The following is a 21,386-nucleotide window of genomic DNA, read 5'->3' on the forward strand; positions in this document are numbered from 1 at the left end:
GTAGCCCACCGCCTTGCCGTCGGTCGAGCCCGGGCGACTGTTGATCCACTCGGCTTTCAGGAAGTCGGCCCTTCCCCAGCCGTCGGACGCCCCGATTTCATGAAAGCCGAGTGGCAGGGCGAATCTGGGTTGCGTCAGAACCTCTAGCGACCGAGCATCGCCCTGTGGATGCCGTGGTGCAGTGGGTCCGTACGTCATGGACCAAGCGTTCACGCGGCGGAGCCGAGGCGACCCGGCGTAACGCCGTACCGGTGTCGTTCCCCCTGCCGGCACGGGCGGTGCCGTTCGTTCAGGAGATCAAGATTTCGGAGGCCGTGGGGTTCGAGCCTCGCGAGGAACTGACACACCCTCCGTACCGGAGCGACGTGCGCCTCCAACTGGCAGCTGACCAACTCCAGGTTGAATTGCTCGCGGCGGCATGGGGCGCGCCGCGCCGCCACCGCCGGCCGCCCACCGTGCGACTCGCCCGCGGCGAATGGCTGCGCTGGCACATCAACTACCGCTTCGCCGGGATGAATGGCGGCGCCACGACATACCGTCTGGACACGCTCAACCTGGCCCATGGTGACGTTCCGGCTGACACCTTCCTCGGCGAGCCGCCTCGGTTCATCGACGAACGCGCGCACATCTGGTAGTTGCCACCGCCGGGCCCAGGCCCTCATGCCCGCCGTACCATCCAGCGATGGTTTCGGAGACCTTCGATACGCGCGGCTGGCTCACCTACGTTGACCGCCTCGCCTTCACCCAGGGCGACACGCTCAGGGCTGCCCGACGAATGGCCTGGCCGACGGTGAAGCTGCACGCCGACGACAGCACGTTGACCTTCACGTCACGTACCAGGTCGGACACCCTGGAGCACTTCTACGTCGCCGCGGTGGCGCACCATCCGTTTCACCGGCGGTTCCCGCTGCCGGCGACCGCCGTCGCCTTCGAGGTCGAGGAGCGCGACCAGGTCCTGCTCTTCTGGACCCCCCGCGTCGGCGCGGTCCTGCGGGCACTCGAGAAGCTGGGCTGGGACGCCGAACAGCCCGAGCCCTGGACTCCGTACCCCTGAACTGGTGGTCGCGCGGGCCTACGTCACAGTGCGCAGCGGACGCCTGCCGGATGAGTACGGCAGGTGAACGAAAGAGAGAAGGGACACCCTCCGAGGCCCGTTGACATGCGTTTCGAACGAGTGACAGCGTTGTCATCGACTCATTTCCTCCATATGAGACGAGGAGCGCATCTTGCTCTATCGGAACTCACACCGTCGCCGCGCGACAGCAGCCGCCGCAGCCGGAATCCTCATCACGGGGCTGGCGCTCGCCCCGTCCGCGCCGGCTCAGGCGAGCCACCACCGGGCGCAGGACGACGCCGTACGCTCGGGTGACGCGCGTTTCGAGGTGCTGTCCCCGACGCTGATCCGCACCGAGTACCAGAAGGACGGCAGGTTCACCGACGCCGCCACCTTCAACGCCGTCGGGCGCGATGATTTCCCCCGGACGCGTTTCACGAAGCGCGTCGACCACGGCTGGCTCACCATCGACACCGGCGCGATGACGGTGCGGTACCGGGTCGGCTCGGGCGCGTTCACCGCCGACAACCTGACCGTGCAGCTCAAGGCCGGCAAGCAGACCGTGCAGGGCCAGCCGTGGGCCGGCCACACCGCCCCGGCCTGCGCGTTCGGCGCGCTCTGCGAGGCCGAGTCGCTACAGCTCAACGGCCCCGGGGTGGCCACCGACCACAAGGGGTACACCGGGCGTGGTTTCGCGGCCGGCTTCGCCGCGGCTGGCGACTCGGTCACCTTCGCGCTCGACGCCCCGGCGGCCGGCACGAAGCAGCTCACCGTCCGCTATGCCAACAGCACCGGTGGCGACGGCCAGAACGTGGACCGCACCCTGACGGTCCAGGTCGACGGCGACGCCGGCCACACGCTGACGCTGCCGCCCACCGCCAACTGGGACACCTGGGGCCTGGCCACCGTGCCGGTCGACCTCACCGCCGGCCGGCACGAGATCAGCGTGGTGCGGGGTCCCGACGACTCCGGCAACGTGAACGTCGACAGCCTCGCGGTGGTCAACCCGGGTGATGCGTTCCCGGCACCGACCCCGCCCCAGCCGCAACCTCTGCGGTTCGGCACGCTGGGAGAGGCCGAGACCGGCGCGCTGACCGGCGGCGCGAGGCCCGCGAACGACCACAACGGTGCCTCCGGTACGGGATTCCTGGCCGGCCTGGAGAGCATCACCTCCGCCGCCGCGCTCACCGTGACGGATGTTCCGGCCGCCGGTGACTACCGGGTGCAGATCCGCTACGCCAACGGCCAGGCCGGCGCCCAGCCGAGCCAGACGCGCACCATGTCGGTCACCGCGGGAACGGCGGCACCGGTCACGGCGACCCTTCCGCCGACCAGCGGGTGGGACTACTGGAACACCGTTTCCGTGCCGGTCCACCTCGACCGAGGCACCAACACCGTGACGCTGGGCTGCCCCACGGACTCCAGCTGCAACGTCAACGTCGACACGGTCGCCGTCACGAGCAAGGGCTCCCCACTGCTCGCGCCGCACGCACCGCTCGGCGGCTACCGCCGGGGCCTGGACGGCGTGACCGGTTCCGCGCTCACCGCTCCGGGTCTGCTCTACCAGGACGGCTGGTACCTGCTCGACGACTCGGCCTCGGCCCTGAGCACCACCAAGCCCCGGCCGGCGCCCGAGCAGGACGGCTACGTCTTCGCGTACGGGCAGGACTTCACCCGTGGACTGAAGGACCTGTCGACCCTGACCGGGTCCACGAAACTGCTGCCGAAGTGGGCGTACGGGGTGTGGTACTCCGAGTACTACGACCGCACCGCCGCCGAATTCCAGGAGCTGGTGGCCCGGGCGAAGGCCGAAGGCGTACCCCTTGATGTTCTTGTTCTTGACACGGACGTCAAGGCGCCGGACAAGTGGAACGGCTGGAGCATCGACCCCACCCGGATCCCCGACCCGAAGGCGTTCTTCGACTGGGCGAAGAAGCAGGGCCTGCACACCGGCATCAACATCCACCCCAGCATCCTCGGCTCGGACCCGAAGTTCGCGCAGGCGCAGGCCACCGCGAAGGGCAAGCTCCAGCGCGTCGGCTGCAACGGCGGCCCCGACTGCTACGCGTTCGACTTCGGCGACCCGGACCAGCTCACTGCGTACATGCAGCTGCACGACGGGATGATCCCGAAGGGCAGCAAGGGCCCGGACCTGTGGTGGCTGGACTGGTGCTGCGACAACACGAAGTCGTCGCTCGCCGGCGTGACCGGTGACGCGTGGATCAACCAGCAGTACGCCGACAAGACCGGCTTCGCCTTCTCCCGGGCGTACGGCTCGTTGCAGGCCGGCGGCTACAGCAGCCCGACCCCGGTGTCGACCGGCCCGTGGGCCGACAAGCGCACCACCCTGCACTTCACCGGCGACACCACCTCCGACTGGTCGACCCTCCAGATGGAGGTCGGCTACACGCCGGGCGAGTCGGCAGCGACCGGGCTCGCCGCGGTCAGCCACGACATCGGCGGGCACACCGGCGGCCTCCAGGAGCCGGGCAGCGAACCGGGCAGCACCAAGCTGCCCGACGACCTCTACGCCCGGTGGGTCCAGTTCGGCACGTTCCAGCCCATCGACCGGCTGCACTCCAACCACAGCGACCGGCTGCCCTGGCAGTACGGCCCGGAGGCCAACAAGTCGGCCAAGAAGTTCCTCAACCTGCGTAAGGAACTGCAGCCGTACACCTACGCCGCCGCCAAGGAGGCCACCCGCACGGGTACGCCCATCGTCCGCTCGATGTACCTCGCGTACCCGAACGAACAGGCCGCGTACGCCACCGCCGGGTCCCAGTACCTCTACGGCCCGGACTACCTGGTGGCACCCGTGACGACACCCGGCACCACCGCCACCACGTCGGTGTGGTTCCCGCCTGGCGACAACTGGACGGACATCTTCACCGGGAAGACGTACCGGGGCGGCACCACGCAGAACATCACCACCACGCTGGACACCATGCCGGTGTTCAAGAAGCACTGACGTTCCAGGGATCCGAACGCCGGCCGGGTGGGGGTAACCCACCCGGTCGGCGTCTTTTGGTTCAACGTCGGTGGGACCGACGGGCCCGCGACAACCAGCCGAGGAACCTGGCGTGCAGCGCGGCCAGGTCCGGGCGTAGCCCCAGGCCGTACATGTCGTCGGTTGCCTCCTGCATCGACGCGGCCAGGTAGAACGCCAGCGCGATCGAATGACCGTAGAACTCGGTCACGAGCGCGAGCTGGGCCGGGCCACACGGCCAGGGCGCGGCGCAGTTGCGGCACAGCCACGCCGGGCGCATCGGCAGGTGCGGGATCATCCGACCCGCACCGCACGTCGCGGGCGTCTGGTCGGCAGGGCCTGCATCCGCACGCCCGCCCGCCGCACGTACAACTCGCGGTGCGCGACCGCGTCGCCCGCCGCGTTCAGCTGGTAACCCTCAATCCAGACCCAACCGTGGTACGTGTGCCGCTCGGGCAACTCGCGGATGACGCGTACGAAGATCGGGCGCAGAAACTGCACGCTCGCCGCGGTGGTCAGGTGGATGACATCGCCGGCTTTCATCTTCTCGGGCTTGTCGTCGGGCACGGTCTTCCCCTTGGTGCCGCTGGGAAGGGGCCGCTCCCGTGAGTGCTCGCCCGTCGGAAGCGGCCCCGCTGCGAACGCGACCACCGGATCTCGTGGGCCTGCCAGCCGCGCCGCCTGGTGACACACTCTGCTGTGGAGACCACTACGCTCGGAAGGTGCTTCCGGTGTCCGGGCCAGAGCTGGCAGAACAGGCTCCAGACGTGTGGCACGCCGGGTAGTCGATCTTCGAGTTGAGGGGCGTTGAATGGCTGACGTACCGAGTCCCCTCGCGGACTTCATCGTGAGCGAGATCCGCCGGGCCCGAGGGGCTTCCGGCATGACGCAGGAGTCGTTCGGCCGCGCTGCGGGCTTCAGCGCTTCACACGTCAGCGCCGTGGAGAGCGGCACGAGAGCGCTGACGATCGACTTCATCAAGGGTGCCGACCGGGCGCTGAACAACGGCGGACTCTTCGAGCGCCTGGCGACGAAGTTCGGCGCACCGTCGTGGTTCCTGCCCTGGCTGGACGCTGAGCGCGAAGCGACACAGCTCCGCTACTTCGAGCCCAACCTGATCCCGGGGCTACTCCAGGTGGAGCACTACGCCCGCACCGTCCTGCGAACAGTCGAAAGCCTCACCGACGACGAGGTTGAACAGCGGGTGCAGGCGCGCATGAACCGGCAGGCGATCTTTACCGGCGAGCGCCGGCCACAGTTCGTCGCCGTACTGGACGAAGCCGCGATCCGGCGCACGGGCGATGGGCTGGGCGGGATCATGGCCCAGCAGGTGGCTCACCTGGTCGCGATGGCCGAGCTTCCGCACGTTCACGTCCACGTCATCCCGATCGGCAGCGGCCTGCACATCGGACTGTCCGGACCGTTCGCCCTGGCCCGGTCCAGTGAGGGCGTGTGGGTTGGCCACCTCGAAAACCAGCTTGGCGGGGACGTCATCGACAAGGACGATGAGGTGGCTACGCTTCAGGCAAGGTGGGAGAGCGTCCGGAACGAGGCTCTACCGCGCCGGCAGTCCATCGACCTGCTGAAGGAAGTTGAGAGCCATCATGGACCTCAGTAACGCCCGGTGGCGCAAGTCCACCCGCAGCGGCGCGAGCGGTGGTAACTGCGTCGAGGTGGCAAGCAACCTACCCGGTGTCGTGGCCGTACGTGACTCGAAGGACGCCGCCGGCCCAGCACTGACCTTCGCCTGCGCTGCTTGGGAGGCGTTCGTCGCCCAAGTCGCCGAGCGACCGTAAACACAAGCCGCACGCGGAGACCGGCTCTTTCCGATTCGGGGCTGCCACGATGCGTTGACCAGCAATGCATCGCCCTTTGCACTGCCGGCAAGCGCGCCTTCGGCAGGCACGGCGAATCACCATACAGTATCGGTTCGCCAATTTGCGCAGGTTAGCAGGCAGGCCTACCGCAAGTAAGTAGTGTTAGTACTACTCCATGAGTTTATTCAAGGTTCTCAGCAATTGCTCAGAAGCGTCAGGACCGCTAGACGAAAGCGCTAGTCCGTAGAACTCTTGTGCCAAATCTCGGCGCCCTAGTTCTGCTGCGGTTTTCGCGACAGTTTCAGTTAACGACGCCGAGTCCGCTTCATGAGTTCTGCAACGCTCGACGGCCTCTGCAAGCGCAGAGTTGGCGGCCTCCGAGTCACCCAATGCAGAATATGTTGCTGCCAGATTGACGAAGCAACTAATCGCAGCGTATTGATAAATATCTTCCTTGTTTCGCTCTAACAAACCCTGCGCTTCAGTTAGGTGCGAAAGCGCGTCGTGCGGGCGGCTAGTCACTAACGCAAGTCGGCCCACTTCGATCATCGTATCGATTGTGTCCTGACTACCCACTCCTTGCGCCATTCTTTCTATGTCCAATACTGCTAGACCATTCGAGTACGTGGCCTCATGGTCGCCGGACGAGCCGAGTACCTCCTGCAAGTCCCATGCGGCGTAGAGTGCCTGTCGGCTGTACCGACCGTAAAGACCCACCGAAATCTCAAATATCTCTTCGTAAAGTAGGCGAGCTTCGGCGAACTCGGACTCAGCTTTGTGAAACTCAGCGAGTGCCTCGAGGGGCTTAAGTAGTTGAGCGCGATCGTGTCCGAACAGCTCCCTAGCGACGGCTAGCGTCGTCTCCATGACTTGACGCGCATGAGCCTTCAGGTTGACCCAGATCCCAATCTTCCCAGCAACGCCTAAAACCCCTGAAAGTTCGTCACGCAATTCTGCGGCCAGGGCTTTGTACTCAAGATCCCAGATCTCGCGCTGAATAGTGTCGCCCGCCGTCGACGACGATATCTTCCGCAGCAGCGGCAGATAGGCGTGCAGCCCACGGAGCATCACATCAGTTGAGACCTTGCCCGAATTGTGAGCCATATAGAGAAAACGATCGAAAGTGCTCTGCGCGTCGCGGAATTGCCCCTGTTCAGCTTGAAGCTCCGCTAACGCCACATACAGGAGGTAGTAATCTTTGTCCCCACCGGCGGTTGCCCACTCCCGCCTCTCGATTGCTGACTTGCAGACCGACAATGCCTCATCGGGTCGCTTCAGGCGACGCAGTATTGTTTGCAGTTCTAACGCGCTGCGCATCGCTACGCCACGATCGACGCCCCGCGCGATCAAAGTCCTTGTCGGGGCATCCAATAATGCCAACGCTTCATCTAGTTTCCACCGCATTCGGAGCGTCTTGGCTAGGTGATACTTCGCATTTGTAGTTTGAGGGCTGTCGCCATACTCAGCCCGGCACGCGTCGAGTAACGCTTCAAACGCGTGTTGCGCCTTCTCGTGAGAGCCGATGCCGAGATGATAAATTCCCTGCTTCTCGAGCAAGGGAATGATATCCCTGCGAGCTGGCTCAACGATCAGCTTTAGAGATTCGACAACTTCAACTATTTCGGTTGCCACGCTCTGATGCTGCCCCTCCTGGCAATTAGCAGCGATGCCCGTTAGCCGGATGAGCTGAGCGACAACCCGCTGAGATAGTGCAGGCTCTATCACGTGCGTCTCGGATGACGCCTGTTTTAAATTCTCCGGCTTCAAACCAGCCAACACGACCCGGCTCCACGCATTTAGCCACAGCTGAATCTCACCGGCATCGGAAACGCCGCACGCTCGAATGAACGTATTCAGCATCGGCTTCGTGATCGCACGTTTGCCGGCAAGCACTTCCGACAGGCTGCTCTTCGGTAGTGACATCTCACGGCTGCCTGACGAACGCTGCTTGGCGGCCCAGCTTTCAAGCTGACGATACGAAGGCCTCCCCGCCCGTACGTGGAGGCGGACTAGAGCAAGACGTAAGTCTTCAGGGGTCAGCACCTGCTCCAAGTCGGCTCCCGGGTCTGCAAGCATGCCCGCCTCCAACGTCCCACATCGTCCGGTCGTGTCCCGGACGACTGTAGTTGCTGTCCGGACACTTTGGAACAGCCGAGACCGATCGACGGACGGGAGCCGGACGTTCGACTGCGGCCCGGCTCGTACGACTTCGGCCGCACAGTGGCCGGACGAGCTGCACCACTCTTTCCTTGAAGGTGTGCAACGCGACCAGAAAGGACTGGAGTTGTTACCCGACCTTGATACAGAGAGCCTCAAGGATGTTGTTGAAGTTGCAGTCGCTCTTATTCGTGCTCTAACTCTCGTTATCTCTACACGCAGGAGACATGACTCGGCATCACCAGAAGAGGCGGAAGGCCGAGTTGTCGGCAAGCACCGGCGAGAGCGACCCTCAAGCAAATAGACTTTGAACACGCCCCCACTCATAGCCATCTCTAACTTCAAAGCCATTGTGCTGCCGAGTCGGTCTTTTTAAACAAAGTCCCGCCCCGCACCGCCCTTCGCGGTGCGGGGCGGCCAGCCCGACCGGCGGCAAGCCGCCCCGGTCGCCTTCGGCATAGGGGCGGTGCGCCCCCGACAACCAACGGGACACAATCCGCCCTCCAGGGGGACCAGCCCCAGCGAGCCCGTGACGCATGCCAACGGATCGACCTAATCGCGTGCCAGGGCCTCCGTCTACCGTCATTGGGTGGCCGGATCGAGTACCACTCCTATCGCCAGGGCATGCCGGCATTCGCGACAACCGACGGCACCTCCAGATGCCTCGTCAAGCCACCGGACGGCCCTCAGGACGAGGCGATACGCCGTCCCGGCTCGAAGTGTCCACTGACCCTGCGCTCAGGCCGCCTCGCAGGCCCTGGCCTGGGCCGGCACACGCCACCCAACAATGACCAAGGTCAACCAACGGCACCCAATAGAGAATCAGTTTCTAGCCTTGATCGAGGCCGCTGAGCTGGTGGGCGACGGACGAGTCGACCTGTACGCCGGATTCTGTGCGCGGCGCGTACCCCGAGGGGTTTGCGCCGGCGGCGGCCATCCATCTCGGCCTGCCGTTGCCGGCAGGCTCCAGCGGCCTACCCGCAGACATCGGGCGGGCAGCCCTCAAGCGTCTGCGCCGGGTCGTCATCTTGCGGTGACGGCCCTTGCTTGGCCTTGCTCCGGGTGGGGTTTACCGAGCCACCCCGGTCACCCGGGGTGCTGGTGGGCTCTTACCCCACCGTTTCACCCTTACCGTCCCCGTTGGGGTCGGCGGTCTGTTTTCTGTGGCACTGTCCCGCGGGTCGCCCCGGGTTGCCGTTAACAACCACCCTGCCCTGTGGAGTCCGGACGTTCCTCGGCGGCGGGCCGAAGCCCGCCGACGCGGCCGCCCGGTCGACTCGTCCGTCGCGCTCTCATCCTAACGACGCCGCTCGCGCGCCTATTGCCGCCCCGCACGCGGGTGCCAAGCAGGCCTGCCCCGCAGGCGGGTTCCCGCGCAGGCCTGCCCCGCAGGCGGGCCCTCGACAGACTCGGCCCGCACGGCAGCGCGTGGAGATGGACCTTGGGTAGTGACCGGTCAGTTCACGCTGATCGTCACGACACCGGTTCCGGCGTACGCCTTCGGCAGCTCGGTGAGGACCGGACGCCCGGTGGGCCACTCGGCGTCGGGACGTCCCAGCGCGGCGGCATGGGCTAGCTGCCAGTCCACACCTTGACGTAGCAGACGCCCCACCAGCAGAGCGGTCGCGTAGCCCAGCTCGACGACCTCCAGCGCTGGTAGGGCACCGATGTGCTCTCCCAGAGCCGGGCGGGCGGAGGTGGCTGCGGCAAGGCAGAGCGCCGGCGCCTGGACGTGCCGCCCCGCACCCCTGTGTGCGGTGACCACGAGTCCGGAGAGCGCCGGGTTGCCGGCACCGAACGCGAGCACCGCCGCGTGGTCGAGGATGACCGCGGCCTCGATCACGCCGCCCGCCGGCCATCTTCGGCTAGAGATTCCGGGACATTGCCAGCCTCGACGGCCGCCCAGACGTCCTCGCCCCGGGTGAGGTCATCGGCGCTGAGGTCGGAAGCGATCTTGAGTCGGACGTACTGCTCCGCGCGCGCAGCGCGGTCGCGCAGTTCGTCGGCGGTGAGTGCCGCCTGGGTGAGCTGGGCGACGAGGTCCCGCATGGTCGTTCCACGTTCGTTCGCCAGGAGCACCAAGCGGTCGCGTACCTCGGTGTCGACTGTGATCGTGGTATCCACGACCGGAATATACGACCGGTATACCGCTGCCCTGTTCCGCCTCGCCGGCCAGCTCACGACGGGTTCGGCGCGCGTACTAGCCTCGTGGGGCTATGGATCTCTCCCACGCCGCGCTGCTGCTCGCCGCCGGTCTCGCCGCTGGCACTGTCAACGCGGTGGCCGGTGGCGGTTCGTTGATCACCTTTCCGGCGATGATCGCGATCGGGTTGCCCCCGGTGCCGGCGAACGTCAGCAACTCCGTCGCCGTCTTCCCCGGGTACCTGGCCAGCGTGGCGGGCAGCCGGCAGGACCTGCCGCGCCCCCGCGCGCTGGCCACGCTGGTGCCTACCACCATCGTGGGCACGATTCTCGGGGCGTTGCTGCTGCTGGCCACTCCGGCCCGCGCGTTCGAGCTGGTCGTACCCTTCCTGGTCCTCGGCGCGACAGCGGTCCTGGCCTTCCAGGACCCGCTGCGCCGCCTGGTCGGTCACCCCCGGGACCTGTCGCCACGCCGGCGGACGATCGCGGTGCAGACGATGGTCGCGCTCGGTGCGGTGTACGGCGGGTACTTCGGTGCGGCGCTCGGCGTGATGCTGGTGGCCGGGCTGGCCCTGGTGCTGGACGCGACCCTGGCGCGGGTGAGCGCGATCAAGAATCTGCTCTCCGCGGTGGTGGGGTTGACGACGCTCGTGGTGTTCGCCCTGTTCGGCCCCTTGAACTGGGCGGCGGTCGCGGTGGTCGCGCCCGCCACCCTTATTGGGGGGTACGCGGGCGCCCGGCTCGTCCGCCGGCTGCCGCCGGTGGTGCTCAAGACGGTGATCGTGGTGTTCGGTACGACGATCGGCCTCTACCTGCTCTGGCGCGCCCTGCACTGACCGCCCGCGCGGGCGGTCAGTAGGTCTCGCCGACGGGCTCGTGTTCGGTGTCGGCGGCGGCGCGGTTCCAGCGGGACCAGAGCACCCGCTCGCCGTAGCCGGCGGCCATCAGGTGCGCGGAGGCCAGGTAGACGAGCACGCCGACGGCGAGCACCCCGAAGCCGACCCAGAACGGCAGCGCCAGCGACTGCTCGGCGAGCTTGCCGGAAATGATCGGTGCCGGCGCGGCGGCGCCCCAGCGGACCAGGTTGAACGCGCCGGTGGCGACGCGCCGGTCGCTGGAGCCGAGGCCGAGCGCCAGGTCGGTGAGGTTGGCGTTGGCCAGGCCCATGCAGAGTCCGGCGAGTACCAGCACCACGAGCGCCTCGGCGGTGCTGGTGGAGGTGGCGAAGAGGACCATGCAGACCAGCAGCCCGGCGATGGCCACGCCGACGGTCTGTACCGCGCCGATGCGGTGGGCCAGCCGGTGACCGATCACCATGATGCCGGCGGCCAGGCCGAGACCCCAGCCGGTGAAGGCGAGCCCCAGCGGGATGACGTCCAGGCCGAGGAAGAGCGGCGTGTAGCCGAGCACCACGAAGAACACGAAGTTGTACGCGGCGGTGACCACGCAGAGGGCGATGAACGCCGGGCGGCGGTAGGTGGCGAAGATCTGGCCGACGCGTACCGGGGCCTGCCGGTTGGTGGGCTCGCGGAGTTTGCGGGAGGCCACGCCGAGGGCGAGGACCATGAAGACGCCGCAGACGAAGAACGGCAGCCGCCAGCTGACCTCGCCGAGCAGGCCGCCGATCAGCGGTCCGACGGCGAAGCCGAGGCCGAGGGCGGTCTCGAAGAGGCCCACCACCCATTCCCTGTCGACGGCCAGGTTGACGAGCACCACCATGGCGGTGGCGAAGAACATCGCGTTGCCCAGCCCCCAGACGCCGCGCAGCACGGAGAGCTGGACGATGTTGTCGCTGAACGAGGCGAGGATCGCGGCGAGGCCGACCACGGAGACGCCGGTGATGAGCACCGGTTTGAAGCCGAACCGGCCGCTGGCCAGCGTCGCCGGGATCATGCCAAGGGCCATGACCGCGATGTACGCGGTGAACAGCAGCTCGACCTGCCAGGCGGTGACGCCGATCGCCTCGCCGATGGCGGGCAGGATCGGGTCGACGACGGCGATGCCGGCGATGGCGAGGAAGGCCACCAGCGTGGTGGCGTAGATGGCACTGCGGTTCGGTTCGGAACGCCGATCCACTCCGACTCCTCAGATAGCTGTATCGTACAGGTATTTATTCTGTATGATACAGCTATGAGCGACGACAGTGACGAGAGCACCCTCGGCCAGATCGAGACCGAGGTGGCCCTGCTGATGCGCTTCGGCGAGGCCACCCGACGGGCCACCGGCACCGCCGAGCACCGGGTGCTGGACCGCGCGGCGTACGTCATCCTGCGCCACCTTGCCGACGCGGGCCCGCAGAACGTCTCGGCGCTCGCCGCCCGGCTCAACCTGGACGGCTCGACAGTCACCCGGCAGGTGTCCGCGCTTCAGCGCGACGGCCTGATCACCCGTACCCCGGACCCGTCCGACGGGCGCGGCACTGTCATCTCCCCCACCTCGACCGGTCTGCAACGGATGGCGGCCGTCCAGGCCGCCCGCACCCGGCTCTACGGGGACATGCTGGCCGACTGGACCACCGATGACCGGGAGACCCTGGCACGGCTGCTGGGCCGCCTCAACCAGGCCCTGGTGGACCGCAACCGCCGCCGCTGAGCGCGCCTGCCTTTACGTGGTGGCCCATCACCCCGTCCGGCCGCATTACAAGCCCCTCCCACCGCCAAGATCGCGCAAGATCCTGGTTGTAGTGGCCTGCCGCGCGGCCCAACACCACTACAACAAGGATCGAGCGCGATCTTGGCGCGGTGAACCCCCCGATCCGCGACCGGCCGGTTCTCAGGAGAACGTTCGCCGCGCCCAGGTGCGGAAGTCGGTGGTGGGCAGGCCGAGGGCGCGGGCCATCTCCGGACGGGCCGGGCTGCCGTTCTCGTTGATCTGCTCGACCGCCTTGACCATGGCGGGCAGCAGCCCGCGCTCGACGGCCTCCTGCGGGGTGAGCACGGGAGCGGCGATCTCCCGGCCGGTGACCTCGCTCAGGGTGGCCGCGACCTCGGTCATGGTGAGCAGGTCGCCGGCGAGTTCGACGTCCTGGCCGTCGAGCTTCCCCGGGTTCGTGAACGCGATCGCCGCGGCCTCCCCGATGTCGTCGACGGCGATCCACGGCATCCGCGTGTCAGCGGCGAAGCCGGTGATGATGGTGCCGCTGGACCAGTCGCCGAAGAGGTAGGACCAGCCGACGAGGTTCTCCATGAAGGTCGAGGGCTTCAGGACGGTCCAGTGCGCGAAGCCAGCAGAGCGCACCATCTCGTCGATGGTCGCCTTGCTCTCCCAGTAGTGCCGGTCCCACCGGCCCTCGGCCCATCCGGGCTGGTTGCGGTGGAAGTCGCCGGCACCCGAGACGCTGCTGTGCACGACGTGCGACACACCGGCCCGGCGCGCCGCCTCGACGACGTTGCGGCCGCGGGTCACCTCCGCGTCGCCCTGCATGTCCGTCACGTCGGGATATGGGATGGAGAAGAGGCCATCCATGCCGTCGGCCGCGGCGAACAGCGACTCCGCGTCGTCCAGGTCGCCGGTGACCAGTTCGGCACCCCGATCCCGCAGAGCCTGGGCGCTGTCGGCGCCGGGATCACGGACCAGAGCACGGACCGGGACGCCCTTGTCGAGCAGCGCTCGGGCCGTGGCCCCGCCCTGCTTACCGGTCGCGCCGATGACGAGAACAGCCACGATGCCTCCTGAGAAACAAATGGGGTGGTCCCCCACTTCCAGTCGGCTACGATACGGGGGACCACCCCACTTCTGCAAGGCGGGCCATGAGAGCTGACGCGCAGCGCAACTACGACCTCGTCGTCAAGGCTGCCTCCGAGGCGATCGCCCGCGACGGCGCGTACGCCTCACTGGAGGAGATCGCGCGATCCGCCGGGGTCGGTTCGGCGACCCTGCACCGGCACTTCCCCACCCGGTGGTCGCTGCTCCAGGCGGTCTTCCGCGGGTGCGTCCGCAACCTGGCAGCGCGTGCCGGAGATCTGCTCGCCGCGCCGGACGCCCTCGACGGGCTGACGACCTGGCTGCACGAGGTCACCGCGTACGCCACGACAACCCGCGGCCTCGCGGAATCTCTCCTGAACGAGCCCCCCGAGGAGACGGAGGCCTGCGGCGCGATGCTCGTCGCCGCCGGTGAACCGCTGCTAGGCCGAGCCGTCGACGAGGGTTCGGTACGGCCCGACGTCACCATGGCCGACCTGATGATCCTCGCCAACGGCATCTCACTCGCGGCGCAACCGATGGGCGCGCCCAAGGCGGAACAACTGCTGACCCTCGCCCTCAAGGGAATCGGGTCGGAAGACCGGAGCGAGTAGTTCCACAAAGGCTCGTGAGGCTCAGGCGTCGTCGATCATGGAGTTGTGGTGGGGGACGACTGCCATGAACAGTCATCAACCAGGCACCACAACTCCATGATCGACGCGGAAGGGGCGGGCCCGGAAGGGGCGGGCCCGGAAGGGGCGGGCCCGGAAGGGGCGGGCCGGGGCCCGGGGCCCCGGGGTTAGGCGACTGGTTCGCGGGTGGGGTCTGCGTCGCGTTCGGTGCCCGGGGTTACGCGGGGGTCGCCCTCGTCGGCGAAGTAGTCGTCCGGCTCGGTGCCGTCGACTCCTTCCTCGACCTTCGCGGCCCGCAGTGCCAGCGTCACCAGCGCCGCGACGGCCAGGTTGACGGCCACCGCCACGATGCCGACGTAGATCGTCTTGGTCGTGTCGAACCCGAACTCCGACAGCGGGAACGCGGAGCCGCCGAAGTGCTTCCGGGTCGGGCTGGCCACCTGGTAGAGCATCCACATGCCCAGCCCCATGCCGGCCACCCAGCCGACGATCAGGCCGGTGCGGTGGAACCAACGGGTGTAGAGGCCCAGCGCCACCGCCGGCAGCGTCTGCAGGATGATCACGCCACCGATCAGTTGGAGGTCGATGGAGAACTGCGGGTCGAGGAAGACGATGCAGGCCACCGCGCCGACCTTGACCACCAGCGAGGTGATCTTCGAGACGTTCGCCTCCTGGGCCGGGGAGGCGTCCCGCTTCAGGTACTCCTTGTAGATGTTGCGGGTGAACAGGTTCGCCGCCGCGATCGACATGATCGCCGCGGGCACCAGCGCGCCGATGCCGATCGCCGCGTACGCGACACCGGCGAACCAGTCCGGGAACTGCTGGTCGAACAGCAACGGCACGACGGTGTTGCTGTCGACAGTGCCTTCCTTGGCACCGGGCAGCGGCTTCACGCCGGCCGCGATGGCCATGTAGCCGAGCAGCGCGATCAACCCGAGCAGCAGGCTGTACGCGGGCAGCGCCGACATGTTCCGCTTGATCACGTCGCGGTTCCGGCTGGCCAGCACACCGGTGATGCTGTGCGGGTAGAGGAAGAGCGCCAACGCCGAGCCCAACGCCAGCGTCACGTACTGAAGCTGGTTGTTGCCGTTGAGCAGGATGCCGTCGTTCGGATTGGGCGAGGCGTCGAACTTCGCGTCCGCGGCGGCGAAGATGTCACCCCAGCCGCCCAGCTTGTACGGCAGGTAGATGACCGCCACCAGGATCACGATGTAGATCAGGCTGTCCTTGACGAACGCGATCAACGCGGGCGCGCGCAACCCCGACTGGTACGTGTAGGCGGCCAGGATGGCGAACGCGATGATGATCGGCAGGTGTCGGGCCAGCGCGTTGTCGCCGGTGACGCCCATCGTCTTGAGCACCGCCTCGATGCCGATCAACTGCAACGCGATGTACGGCATGGTGGCCACGATGCCGGTGATCGCGATCAGCAGCGCCAGCACCGGCGAGTCGAACCGGTTGCGGACGAAGTCGGCCGGCGTGACGAACCCGTGCCGGTGCGACACCGACCAGAGCCGCACCAGCACCAGGAAGACCAGCGGGTAGATGACGATGGTGTACGGCACCGCGAAGAACCCGGCCGCGCCGGCACCGAACATCAACGCCGGCACCGCCACGAAGGTGTACGCGGTGTAGAGGTCACCGCCGACCAGGAACCAGGTGATCCAGCCGCCGAAGCTGCGCCCGCCCAGCCCCCACTCGTCCAGGTGCGCCATGTCCTTCGGTGCCCGCCACCGGGCCGCCACGAAGCCCATCACGCTGACCAGCAGGAACAGCAGGGTAAAGACGATGATCTCGGTGAGATGGTCGCGCCACATCAGGAACCACCCCGCTTCTTCGTCATCTGGTAGACCAACGTGGTGGTGCCGACGCCGAGCAGGATGAAGGCCAGTTGCAGCCAATAGAAGCGCGGAAAGCCGAAGACCCGGGGCGAGTCGCCATTGAAGAACGCCGGGATCAGCGGCACCACGATGGGGATGAAGAGCAACCAGTTCCAGGGGCTGTGGTCCTTTGCCCTGGTCGGCGCCGTGGGCGGCGCCTCCGGTTCGGGTGCAGCCATCTGACACACCTCCGGGGAGTCGTGGCTCTCGATGCAACGGCCGGAGGCTATGACTTTGTGATGGGCGTCACGTGACCCGTTCGGAAGGTGCTGCGCCGAACGGCTGGTGGCCTGCGCCGAACGGCGCAGGCCACCAGCCGAAGGGTGAGCGGCTCAGAGGGCCGCGAGGTGGGCGGTGTCGTTGACAGTGCGCACCGCCACGCCGCCGTCGGGCCACATGTCGAACACCGAGATGCCGGCCGCGTCCAGGAAGAGCCGGTGCAGGAAGCCGTCGCCGGCCGCGAGGGCGTCACGCAGCACCAGCTTGATCGGCGAGACGTGCGAGACGACCACCACCGTCTCACCGGGGTACGCGGTGAGCAGCCCTCTGATGACGCGGTGCGCGCGTTCGGCGACCTGGGTGAACGACTCCCCGCCCGGCGGCGCGATCCGGGGTGAGGCGAGCCAGGCGTCCATCTCCCCCGGCCACTGCTGGCGCACCTCGGCGAAGGTGCGCCCCTCCCACTGGCCGAAGTCGCACTCGATCAGGTCGTCGTCGGTGCGGACCGGCACGTCACCGAGCGCCCCGGCGATCGACGCCGCGGTGGCCGTACACCGAGACAACGGTGAGCTGAGCACGGCCGCGACGGACGGGGCCAGCTCGGCCACCCGGGCGCCGGTGGCCTGCGCCTGGGCGCGGCCACGCTCGGAGAGCGGCACGTCGCCGCGCCCGGAGTAACGCCCCTGCTCGGTGTACGGGGTCTCGCCGTGCCGGACCAGGATGAGCCGGGTGGCGGTGAAGGACGGCCGTGGCTCCCAGGACGCCGGAGCGGTCGCCGGGTCGCTGCCGACGATCGGGGCGGCGGGCGTCGTCTCGGGACGGGCGGGGGCCGCGGTCGCCGACGGACGACCCGCGGCGGCGTCCATGGCGGCGTTGGCGAGGGCGTCGGCGTGCCGGTTCTGCTCGCGCGGAATCCAGCTGAACCGGACCGCGCTGAACCGGCCCACCAGCGCGGCGGCCTGGGCGGCGAGGGGCCGCAGGCCGGGGTGCTTGATCTGCCACCGGCCGCACATCTGCTCGACCACCAGCTTGGAGTCCATCCGGACGTCCACCTCGGCGGCGCCCAGCTCGGCGGCGGCGGTCAACCCGGCGATCAGGCCCTGGTACTCGGCGACGTTGTTGGTGGCCGTACCGAGCGACTCGGAGCGCTCGGCGAGCACCTCGCCGGTCTCCGGGTCACGGACCACAGCGCCGTAGCCGGCGGGGCCGGGGTTGCCCCGGGATCCACCGTCGGCCTCGATGGAGACGACGCGCGGCGCCACGACCTACAGGCCCGACTCGTTGGTACGGACCATGATCCGTCGGCAGTCCTCGCAGCGGACCACGTCGTCGGGGGCGGCCTTGCGGATCCGGGCCAGGTCGGCGCCGGACAGGTCCAGGCGGCACCCGCCGCAGCGACCCCCGGTGAGCAGCGCGGCACCCAGCCCGGTGTCCTCGCGGATCTTGTCGTAGAGGTTGACCAGATCACTCGGGAGATCGCCGGCGAGCGGCTGACGCGCACCCCGCTTGAACTCCTCCTCCTTGGCGATCTCGGCCAGCGCCTCGTCGCGGCGCTGCTCGGTCGCGGCCCGCTTGTCCCGGGTCTCGGCCAGCCGCTGCTCCACGCCGTCCAGTACGCCCTGCGCGGTCTCCCGCTGCTCCATCAGCTCCAGCTCGGCGTCCTCCAGGTCGCCCTGGCGGCGCTTGAGCGAGACCAGCTCGTGCTGGAGCGCCTCCAGCTCGCGGGCCGGGCCGGTGCCGGCGGCCAGCCGGTTCTCGTCCTTCTCCTTGCGGGCCCGGACCTGCTCGACGTCCTTCTCCAACCGGGCGATGTCCCGGTCCAGGTCGTCCACCGCCACCTGGGCGCGAACCCGCTCGTCCTCCATCGACGACAGCTCCCGGGCCAGCGACTCCAGCTCGGCCCGCTCGGCAAGCGTCCGCCTGCGGTGGGCGAGCTGGGCGAGGTTGGTGTCGATTGCCTGGAGGTCGAGCAGGCGGCGCTGCACCTGAGGGTCAGCCTTCACGGTCGGGCTCCTTGTCGTCCACAACGGGTGCGGCGGCGTGCACGGTCCACGGGTCGGTATCCAGGTCGGACACCAGCGTCTCGACGTCCAGCGCCTCCCTGAGGAAGGCGGCCAGGTCATCCAGCCACGGTCGTTCGGTCGCCCAGTGGGCGGCGTCGATCAGGGCGGGACCATCGGCGGCGAGGTGCTCGCCGGCCGGGTGGTGCCGCAGGTCGGCGGTGAGGAACGCGTCCACCCCGGCGGCGGTCGCGGCGCCGAGGAAGCTGTCCCCCGACCCGCCGCTGACGGCGAGGGTACGAACCATACGCCCGGGATCCCCCGCCGCGCGAACTCCCCAGGACGTGACGGGGAGCACCGCCGCCGCGTGCCGGGTCAGCTCGGCGAGGGTCATCGGCTCGGGCAGTTCGCCGATCCGGCCGAAACCCCTGTCGTCGCCGTGGGCGGGCGAGCCGGGCGCGGGTCGTTGGAGTGGGCGCAGACCGGTGAGCCCGAAGCGGGCGGCGAGGGCGTCGGAGACGCCCGGGGAGGCCACGTCGGCGTTGGTGTGCGCCGCGTACAGCGCCGTCCCGGCCCGGATCAACCGGTGGATGATCCGCCCCTTGAATGTGGTCGCGGCGACCGACGACACCCCGCGCAGGAGCAGCGGATGATGCGAAACGATCATGTCCGCTTCGGCGGCCAGGGCCTCGTCGACCGTCTCGGGCACCACGTCGACCACGCAGAGCACCCGGCGGACCGGAGCGGCCGGCTCACCGAGCACCAGGCCCACCCGGTCCCACTCCTCCGCCCAGGCCGGCGGAAAGCGCCGTTCCAGCGCGGCCACCACGTCGCTGACTGTGGGGGCGGATCCGCTTGTGCTCACGGCGGGCCAGCTTACCGGCGTCGGGGCGGCCGGGCGGTGACACCCGGCCCGGCCGCGTCGGGTGGAAGATCTGCCGGACGCGCTACGCGGCGCTCCAGGAGACGGTCTGCAATGCGGCCAGCGGCATCGCCCAGGGGAAGGCGTGCAGGTGCTGCTCCCCCGTTCCGGGCGGGTGCAGGGCGATCACATCGTCGCCGAAGAGCACCGTGACGCCCCACTCTGCCAACCGGGCCACCCCGGCACGAAACGCCGGGTGGCAGGCCATCGCCGCGTTGGTGTACGGCACCGCCACGATGGGGACGCCCTTGCCCTGCGCCTCGACCAGCAGCCCGAGCGCCAGCGTGTCGGTGATCCCGGCGGCCCACTTGTTGACCGTGTTGACGGTGGCCGGGCAGACGATCATGGCGTCGGCGGGCGGCAGCACGTCCGGGTCACCGGGGTTCTTGTAGTGCGTCCGCACCGGGTGGCCGGTCTGCCGAATCAGGGCCGACTGGTCGACGAACTTCGCGCCGTCCGGCGTGGTGACCACGCAGACGTCCCAACCGTCCTGTTGGGCGAGATCGACCAGACGACCGACGTGCCGGGCCAGCGGCGAGCCGCAGGCGATGACGTAGAGCACCTCACGGTGCCCGCTGTTGTGCGCTGCACCGGCCATCAGACCGGCTCCGCGCTCATACCCCTACTCCCATGTGCTCAGCCAACTCCGCTACCGGAGAAGGCGGCGCACCACGTGTGCGACGGAGGATGTCGGACATCACCTCGTGCGCGATCGGCCGGCAGCGGATCTCCGACGGGGCGAGCCGATCACCGAGCAGCAGCATCTCGCCGGCGTTCGCCACGTCACCTATCTGGGCGTAGCCGCGGGCGATGTCGAGCAGGTGGTGGGCGCGGCGCTCGGGCAGCAGCGCGTTGAAGGCGGGCTCCGCGATGCGCAACTGGTGCACCTCCACGGCCCGCCCCCCGTCGCCCAGCTCCACGGCGGCGGCGGCCCGGTGCAGTTCGACATTGGTCGGGCCGAACGACGTCCAGTAGTGGTTGTAATCGCCGCCGAGCAGGGTGGCGGCCTCCTGCGCGCAGTTGATCAGGTCGTCGACGCTGGCCGAGTCACCGATGCGGGACGCGGCCATCGCACCCTGGAGCAGCAGCATCCCGTAGACGGAGAGGCGGGCCGGGGAGACCGCGTTGCTTCCACCCGGTGCCAGCCGGTTGGCGATCTGGACGTTCAGCTCCAGCGCGGGACGGGCGCGCCCCATCGCGACCAGGGCGTTGCACACCCGGGTGGTGGCGATCCCGGCGAGCAGCGGGTCGTCGGCCCGTTGGGCCACCGCCATCGACCGGTCGGCGGCCAACCAGGCGAGCTCGCACTCGCCGAGCTTGCGCAGCACCGAGGAGGCGATCTGGTAGACCTGCCCGAGCAGGTGGGCCGCCTCGGCGGCCTGCTCACCGCCGTAGGCGGCGTCGGCCGCCTGAGCGTCGCGCAGAAGCTTCGGCAGCGCCCGGGTGAGCATCCCGTAGCGGCCGTACTGGTAGGTGAGCCAGGCGTGGTTGACGGCCTTGCGCATGTCGTCCATCGGCGGCGGGTACGGCGCCGCGTCGAAGTACGCGCTCATCGAGTCGTAGCGTTCCAGCGCCGCCCGGATCTCCTGCACCTCGACCTGGTCGATGCAGTTGAGGGCGTCGGCGCGCCGCTCCGGGTCCTTGCCCATCAGCAGCTGCACGTCCATCTGGAGGATGTCGGCGATCTCGTAGAGGACGGAGAACTTGTCCAACCGGCGGACACCGCGTTCGACCTTGTCCACCCAGCTCTTGGACTTGCCCAGCCGGTCCGCGAAGACCTGCTGCGACATCTTGCGCCGCCCCCGCCAGTAGGCAACTCGCCGTCCTATGGGTAGCTCGTCCATCTCCCCATCCTCCCCTGCCACCGACGACCAATCGAGTCGGGGCGATGTCCGC

General features: G+C 68.4%; 22 protein-coding genes and 1 other RNA gene. 8 read left to right on the plus strand and 15 right to left on the minus strand.

What is annotated here, in order from left to right:
* Window positions 1–164 precede the first annotated feature (164 nt).
* From AB0B68_RS12695 to AB0B68_RS12705, 3 genes are all read left to right on the plus strand, one after another.
* Window positions 165–635 carry a hypothetical protein gene (locus AB0B68_RS12695; RefSeq protein ID WP_357259836.1) on the plus strand — a complete coding sequence of 157 codons (471 nt, stop codon included), beginning with the start codon at window positions 165–167 and terminating at the stop codon, window positions 633–635.
* A 47-nt stretch (window positions 636–682) separates the two neighbouring features.
* Window positions 683–1,054: a hypothetical protein gene (locus tag AB0B68_RS12700; RefSeq protein ID WP_357259839.1), complete on the plus strand. Its 372-nt coding sequence runs from the start codon at window positions 683–685 to the stop codon at window positions 1,052–1,054.
* A gap of 172 nt (window positions 1,055–1,226) precedes the next feature.
* The gene (locus tag AB0B68_RS12705) at window positions 1,227–4,022 is read left to right on the plus strand and encodes a TIM-barrel domain-containing protein (RefSeq protein WP_357259842.1); all 2,796 of its coding nucleotides are present in this window, start codon (window positions 1,227–1,229) and stop codon (window positions 4,020–4,022) included.
* A gap of 61 nt (window positions 4,023–4,083) precedes the next feature.
* Here the strand turns inward: AB0B68_RS12705 and AB0B68_RS12710 are convergent, their stop codons facing one another.
* Both AB0B68_RS12710 and AB0B68_RS12715 read right to left on the minus strand, forming a co-directional pair.
* Window positions 4,084–4,338 (minus strand): hypothetical protein, encoded by a 255-nt coding sequence (locus AB0B68_RS12710; RefSeq protein WP_357259845.1) that lies wholly within the window; start codon window positions 4,336–4,338, stop codon window positions 4,084–4,086.
* The gene (locus AB0B68_RS12715; RefSeq protein WP_357194542.1) at window positions 4,335–4,607 is read right to left on the minus strand and encodes a hypothetical protein; all 273 of its coding nucleotides are present in this window, start codon (window positions 4,605–4,607) and stop codon (window positions 4,335–4,337) included. Before AB0B68_RS12715 ends, AB0B68_RS12710 begins: the two co-directional genes overlap by 4 nt.
* 244 nt (window positions 4,608–4,851) lie before the next feature.
* On the opposite strand from AB0B68_RS12715, the gene AB0B68_RS12720 reads away from it, so the two are divergent.
* Window positions 4,852–5,658 (plus strand): helix-turn-helix transcriptional regulator, encoded by an 807-nt coding sequence (locus tag AB0B68_RS12720; RefSeq protein WP_357259849.1) that lies wholly within the window; start codon window positions 4,852–4,854, stop codon window positions 5,656–5,658.
* The gene (locus AB0B68_RS12725) at window positions 5,645–5,836 is read left to right on the plus strand and encodes a DUF397 domain-containing protein (protein WP_357259852.1); all 192 of its coding nucleotides are present in this window, start codon (window positions 5,645–5,647) and stop codon (window positions 5,834–5,836) included. The genes AB0B68_RS12720 and AB0B68_RS12725 overlap by 14 nt, the downstream gene beginning before the upstream one ends.
* Before the next feature lie 189 nt (window positions 5,837–6,025).
* Here the strand turns inward: AB0B68_RS12725 and AB0B68_RS12730 are convergent, their stop codons facing one another.
* The 4 genes from AB0B68_RS12730 to AB0B68_RS12745 form a co-directional block, all read right to left on the minus strand.
* Complete coding sequence (locus AB0B68_RS12730) at window positions 6,026–7,780, minus strand: tetratricopeptide repeat protein (protein ID WP_357259855.1); 1,755 nt, start codon at window positions 7,778–7,780, stop codon at window positions 6,026–6,028.
* Window positions 7,781–8,878: 1,098 nt separating this feature from the next.
* An RNA gene (rnpB, locus tag AB0B68_RS12735) (RNase P RNA component class A) lies at window positions 8,879–9,294 on the minus strand.
* Between the two features lie 176 nt (window positions 9,295–9,470).
* Window positions 9,471–9,857 carry a hypothetical protein gene (locus AB0B68_RS12740; RefSeq protein WP_357259858.1) on the minus strand — a complete coding sequence of 129 codons (387 nt, stop codon included), beginning with the start codon at window positions 9,855–9,857 and terminating at the stop codon, window positions 9,471–9,473.
* Window positions 9,854–10,138 carry a hypothetical protein gene (locus AB0B68_RS12745; RefSeq protein WP_357259861.1) on the minus strand — a complete coding sequence of 95 codons (285 nt, stop codon included), beginning with the start codon at window positions 10,136–10,138 and terminating at the stop codon, window positions 9,854–9,856. The genes AB0B68_RS12740 and AB0B68_RS12745 overlap by 4 nt, the downstream gene beginning before the upstream one ends.
* 92 nt (window positions 10,139–10,230) lie before the next feature.
* On the opposite strand from AB0B68_RS12745, the gene AB0B68_RS12750 reads away from it, so the two are divergent.
* A complete protein-coding gene (locus tag AB0B68_RS12750; protein WP_357259864.1) occupies window positions 10,231–10,992 on the plus strand; it encodes a sulfite exporter TauE/SafE family protein in 762 nt (253 codons plus the stop codon).
* Window positions 10,993–11,008: 16 nt separating this feature from the next.
* Here AB0B68_RS12750 and AB0B68_RS12755 read toward each other — a convergent pair whose 3' ends face one another.
* Window positions 11,009–12,232: an MFS transporter gene (locus tag AB0B68_RS12755; protein ID WP_357259867.1), complete on the minus strand. Its 1,224-nt coding sequence runs from the start codon at window positions 12,230–12,232 to the stop codon at window positions 11,009–11,011.
* Between the two features lie 54 nt (window positions 12,233–12,286).
* On the opposite strand from AB0B68_RS12755, the gene AB0B68_RS12760 reads away from it, so the two are divergent.
* Window positions 12,287–12,748: a MarR family transcriptional regulator gene (locus AB0B68_RS12760; protein WP_357194607.1), complete on the plus strand. Its 462-nt coding sequence runs from the start codon at window positions 12,287–12,289 to the stop codon at window positions 12,746–12,748.
* 180 nt (window positions 12,749–12,928) lie between these two features.
* Here the strand turns inward: AB0B68_RS12760 and AB0B68_RS12765 are convergent, their stop codons facing one another.
* On the minus strand, window positions 12,929–13,819 hold the full coding sequence (locus tag AB0B68_RS12765) for an NmrA/HSCARG family protein (RefSeq protein ID WP_357259870.1): 891 nt from the start codon (window positions 13,817–13,819) through the stop codon (window positions 12,929–12,931).
* 86 nt (window positions 13,820–13,905) lie between these two features.
* On the opposite strand from AB0B68_RS12765, the gene AB0B68_RS12770 reads away from it, so the two are divergent.
* Window positions 13,906–14,451, plus strand: a complete 546-nt coding sequence (locus tag AB0B68_RS12770; protein ID WP_357259873.1) for a helix-turn-helix domain-containing protein — start codon at window positions 13,906–13,908, stop codon at window positions 14,449–14,451.
* Window positions 14,452–14,636: 185 nt separating this feature from the next.
* Here AB0B68_RS12770 and mctP read toward each other — a convergent pair whose 3' ends face one another.
* The 7 genes from mctP to AB0B68_RS12805 all read right to left on the minus strand — a co-directional run bounded on the left by mctP (window position 14,637) and on the right by AB0B68_RS12805 (window position 21,334).
* The gene (mctP, locus tag AB0B68_RS12775; RefSeq protein WP_357259876.1) at window positions 14,637–16,286 is read right to left on the minus strand and encodes a monocarboxylate uptake permease MctP; all 1,650 of its coding nucleotides are present in this window, start codon (window positions 16,284–16,286) and stop codon (window positions 14,637–14,639) included.
* Complete coding sequence (locus AB0B68_RS12780; RefSeq protein WP_238680505.1) at window positions 16,286–16,528, minus strand: DUF3311 domain-containing protein; 243 nt, start codon at window positions 16,526–16,528, stop codon at window positions 16,286–16,288. Before AB0B68_RS12780 ends, mctP begins: the two co-directional genes overlap by 1 nt.
* 153 nt (window positions 16,529–16,681) lie before the next feature.
* A complete protein-coding gene (locus AB0B68_RS12785; RefSeq protein ID WP_357259879.1) occupies window positions 16,682–17,830 on the minus strand; it encodes a bifunctional RNase H/acid phosphatase in 1,149 nt (382 codons plus the stop codon).
* Window positions 17,831–17,833: 3 nt separating this feature from the next.
* A complete protein-coding gene (locus AB0B68_RS12790; protein WP_355008848.1) occupies window positions 17,834–18,571 on the minus strand; it encodes a C4-type zinc ribbon domain-containing protein in 738 nt (245 codons plus the stop codon).
* Window positions 18,561–19,433, minus strand: a complete 873-nt coding sequence (locus AB0B68_RS12795; protein ID WP_357259882.1) for a Nif3-like dinuclear metal center hexameric protein — start codon at window positions 19,431–19,433, stop codon at window positions 18,561–18,563. Before AB0B68_RS12795 ends, AB0B68_RS12790 begins: the two co-directional genes overlap by 11 nt.
* Window positions 19,434–19,515: 82 nt before the next feature.
* Entirely contained in the window at window positions 19,516–20,088 is a 573-nt protein-coding gene (locus tag AB0B68_RS12800) for a flavoprotein (protein ID WP_238690551.1), read from the minus strand.
* Window positions 20,089–20,104: 16 nt separating this feature from the next.
* On the minus strand, window positions 20,105–21,334 hold the full coding sequence (locus AB0B68_RS12805; protein WP_355008845.1) for a helix-turn-helix domain-containing protein: 1,230 nt from the start codon (window positions 21,332–21,334) through the stop codon (window positions 20,105–20,107).
* Between the last annotated feature and the right edge of the window lie 52 nt (window positions 21,335–21,386).

It is taken from the genome of Micromonospora sp. NPDC049049 (assembly GCF_040649115.1).
Classification (GTDB): Bacteria; Actinomycetota; Actinomycetes; order Mycobacteriales; family Micromonosporaceae; genus Micromonospora.

Bases quoted from the DNA above. Each gene is read 5' to 3' on its own strand.
- AB0B68_RS12700 (WP_357259839.1), top strand. From the start codon at position 683: ATGGTTTCGGAGACCTTCGATACGCGCGGCTGGCTCACCTACGTTGAC.
- AB0B68_RS12710 (WP_357259845.1), bottom strand. From the start codon at position 4,338: ATGATCCCGCACCTGCCGATGCGCCCGGCGTGGCTGTGCCGCAACTGC.
- AB0B68_RS12720 (WP_357259849.1), top strand. From the start codon at position 4,852: ATGGCTGACGTACCGAGTCCCCTCGCGGACTTCATCGTGAGCGAGATC.
- AB0B68_RS12725 (WP_357259852.1), top strand. From the start codon at position 5,645: ATGGACCTCAGTAACGCCCGGTGGCGCAAGTCCACCCGCAGCGGCGCG.
- AB0B68_RS12730 (WP_357259855.1), bottom strand. From the start codon at position 7,780: ATGTCACTACCGAAGAGCAGCCTGTCGGAAGTGCTTGCCGGCAAACGT.
- AB0B68_RS12750 (WP_357259864.1), top strand. From the start codon at position 10,231: ATGGATCTCTCCCACGCCGCGCTGCTGCTCGCCGCCGGTCTCGCCGCT.
- AB0B68_RS12760 (WP_357194607.1), top strand. From the start codon at position 12,287: ATGAGCGACGACAGTGACGAGAGCACCCTCGGCCAGATCGAGACCGAG.
- AB0B68_RS12770 (WP_357259873.1), top strand. From the start codon at position 13,906: ATGAGAGCTGACGCGCAGCGCAACTACGACCTCGTCGTCAAGGCTGCC.
- mctP (WP_357259876.1), bottom strand. From the start codon at position 16,286: ATGTGGCGCGACCATCTCACCGAGATCATCGTCTTTACCCTGCTGTTC.
- AB0B68_RS12780 (WP_238680505.1), bottom strand. From the start codon at position 16,528: ATGGCTGCACCCGAACCGGAGGCGCCGCCCACGGCGCCGACCAGGGCA.
- AB0B68_RS12800 (WP_238690551.1), bottom strand. From the start codon at position 20,088: ATGGCCGGTGCAGCGCACAACAGCGGGCACCGTGAGGTGCTCTACGTC.
- AB0B68_RS12805 (WP_355008845.1), bottom strand. From the start codon at position 21,334: ATGGACGAGCTACCCATAGGACGGCGAGTTGCCTACTGGCGGGGGCGG.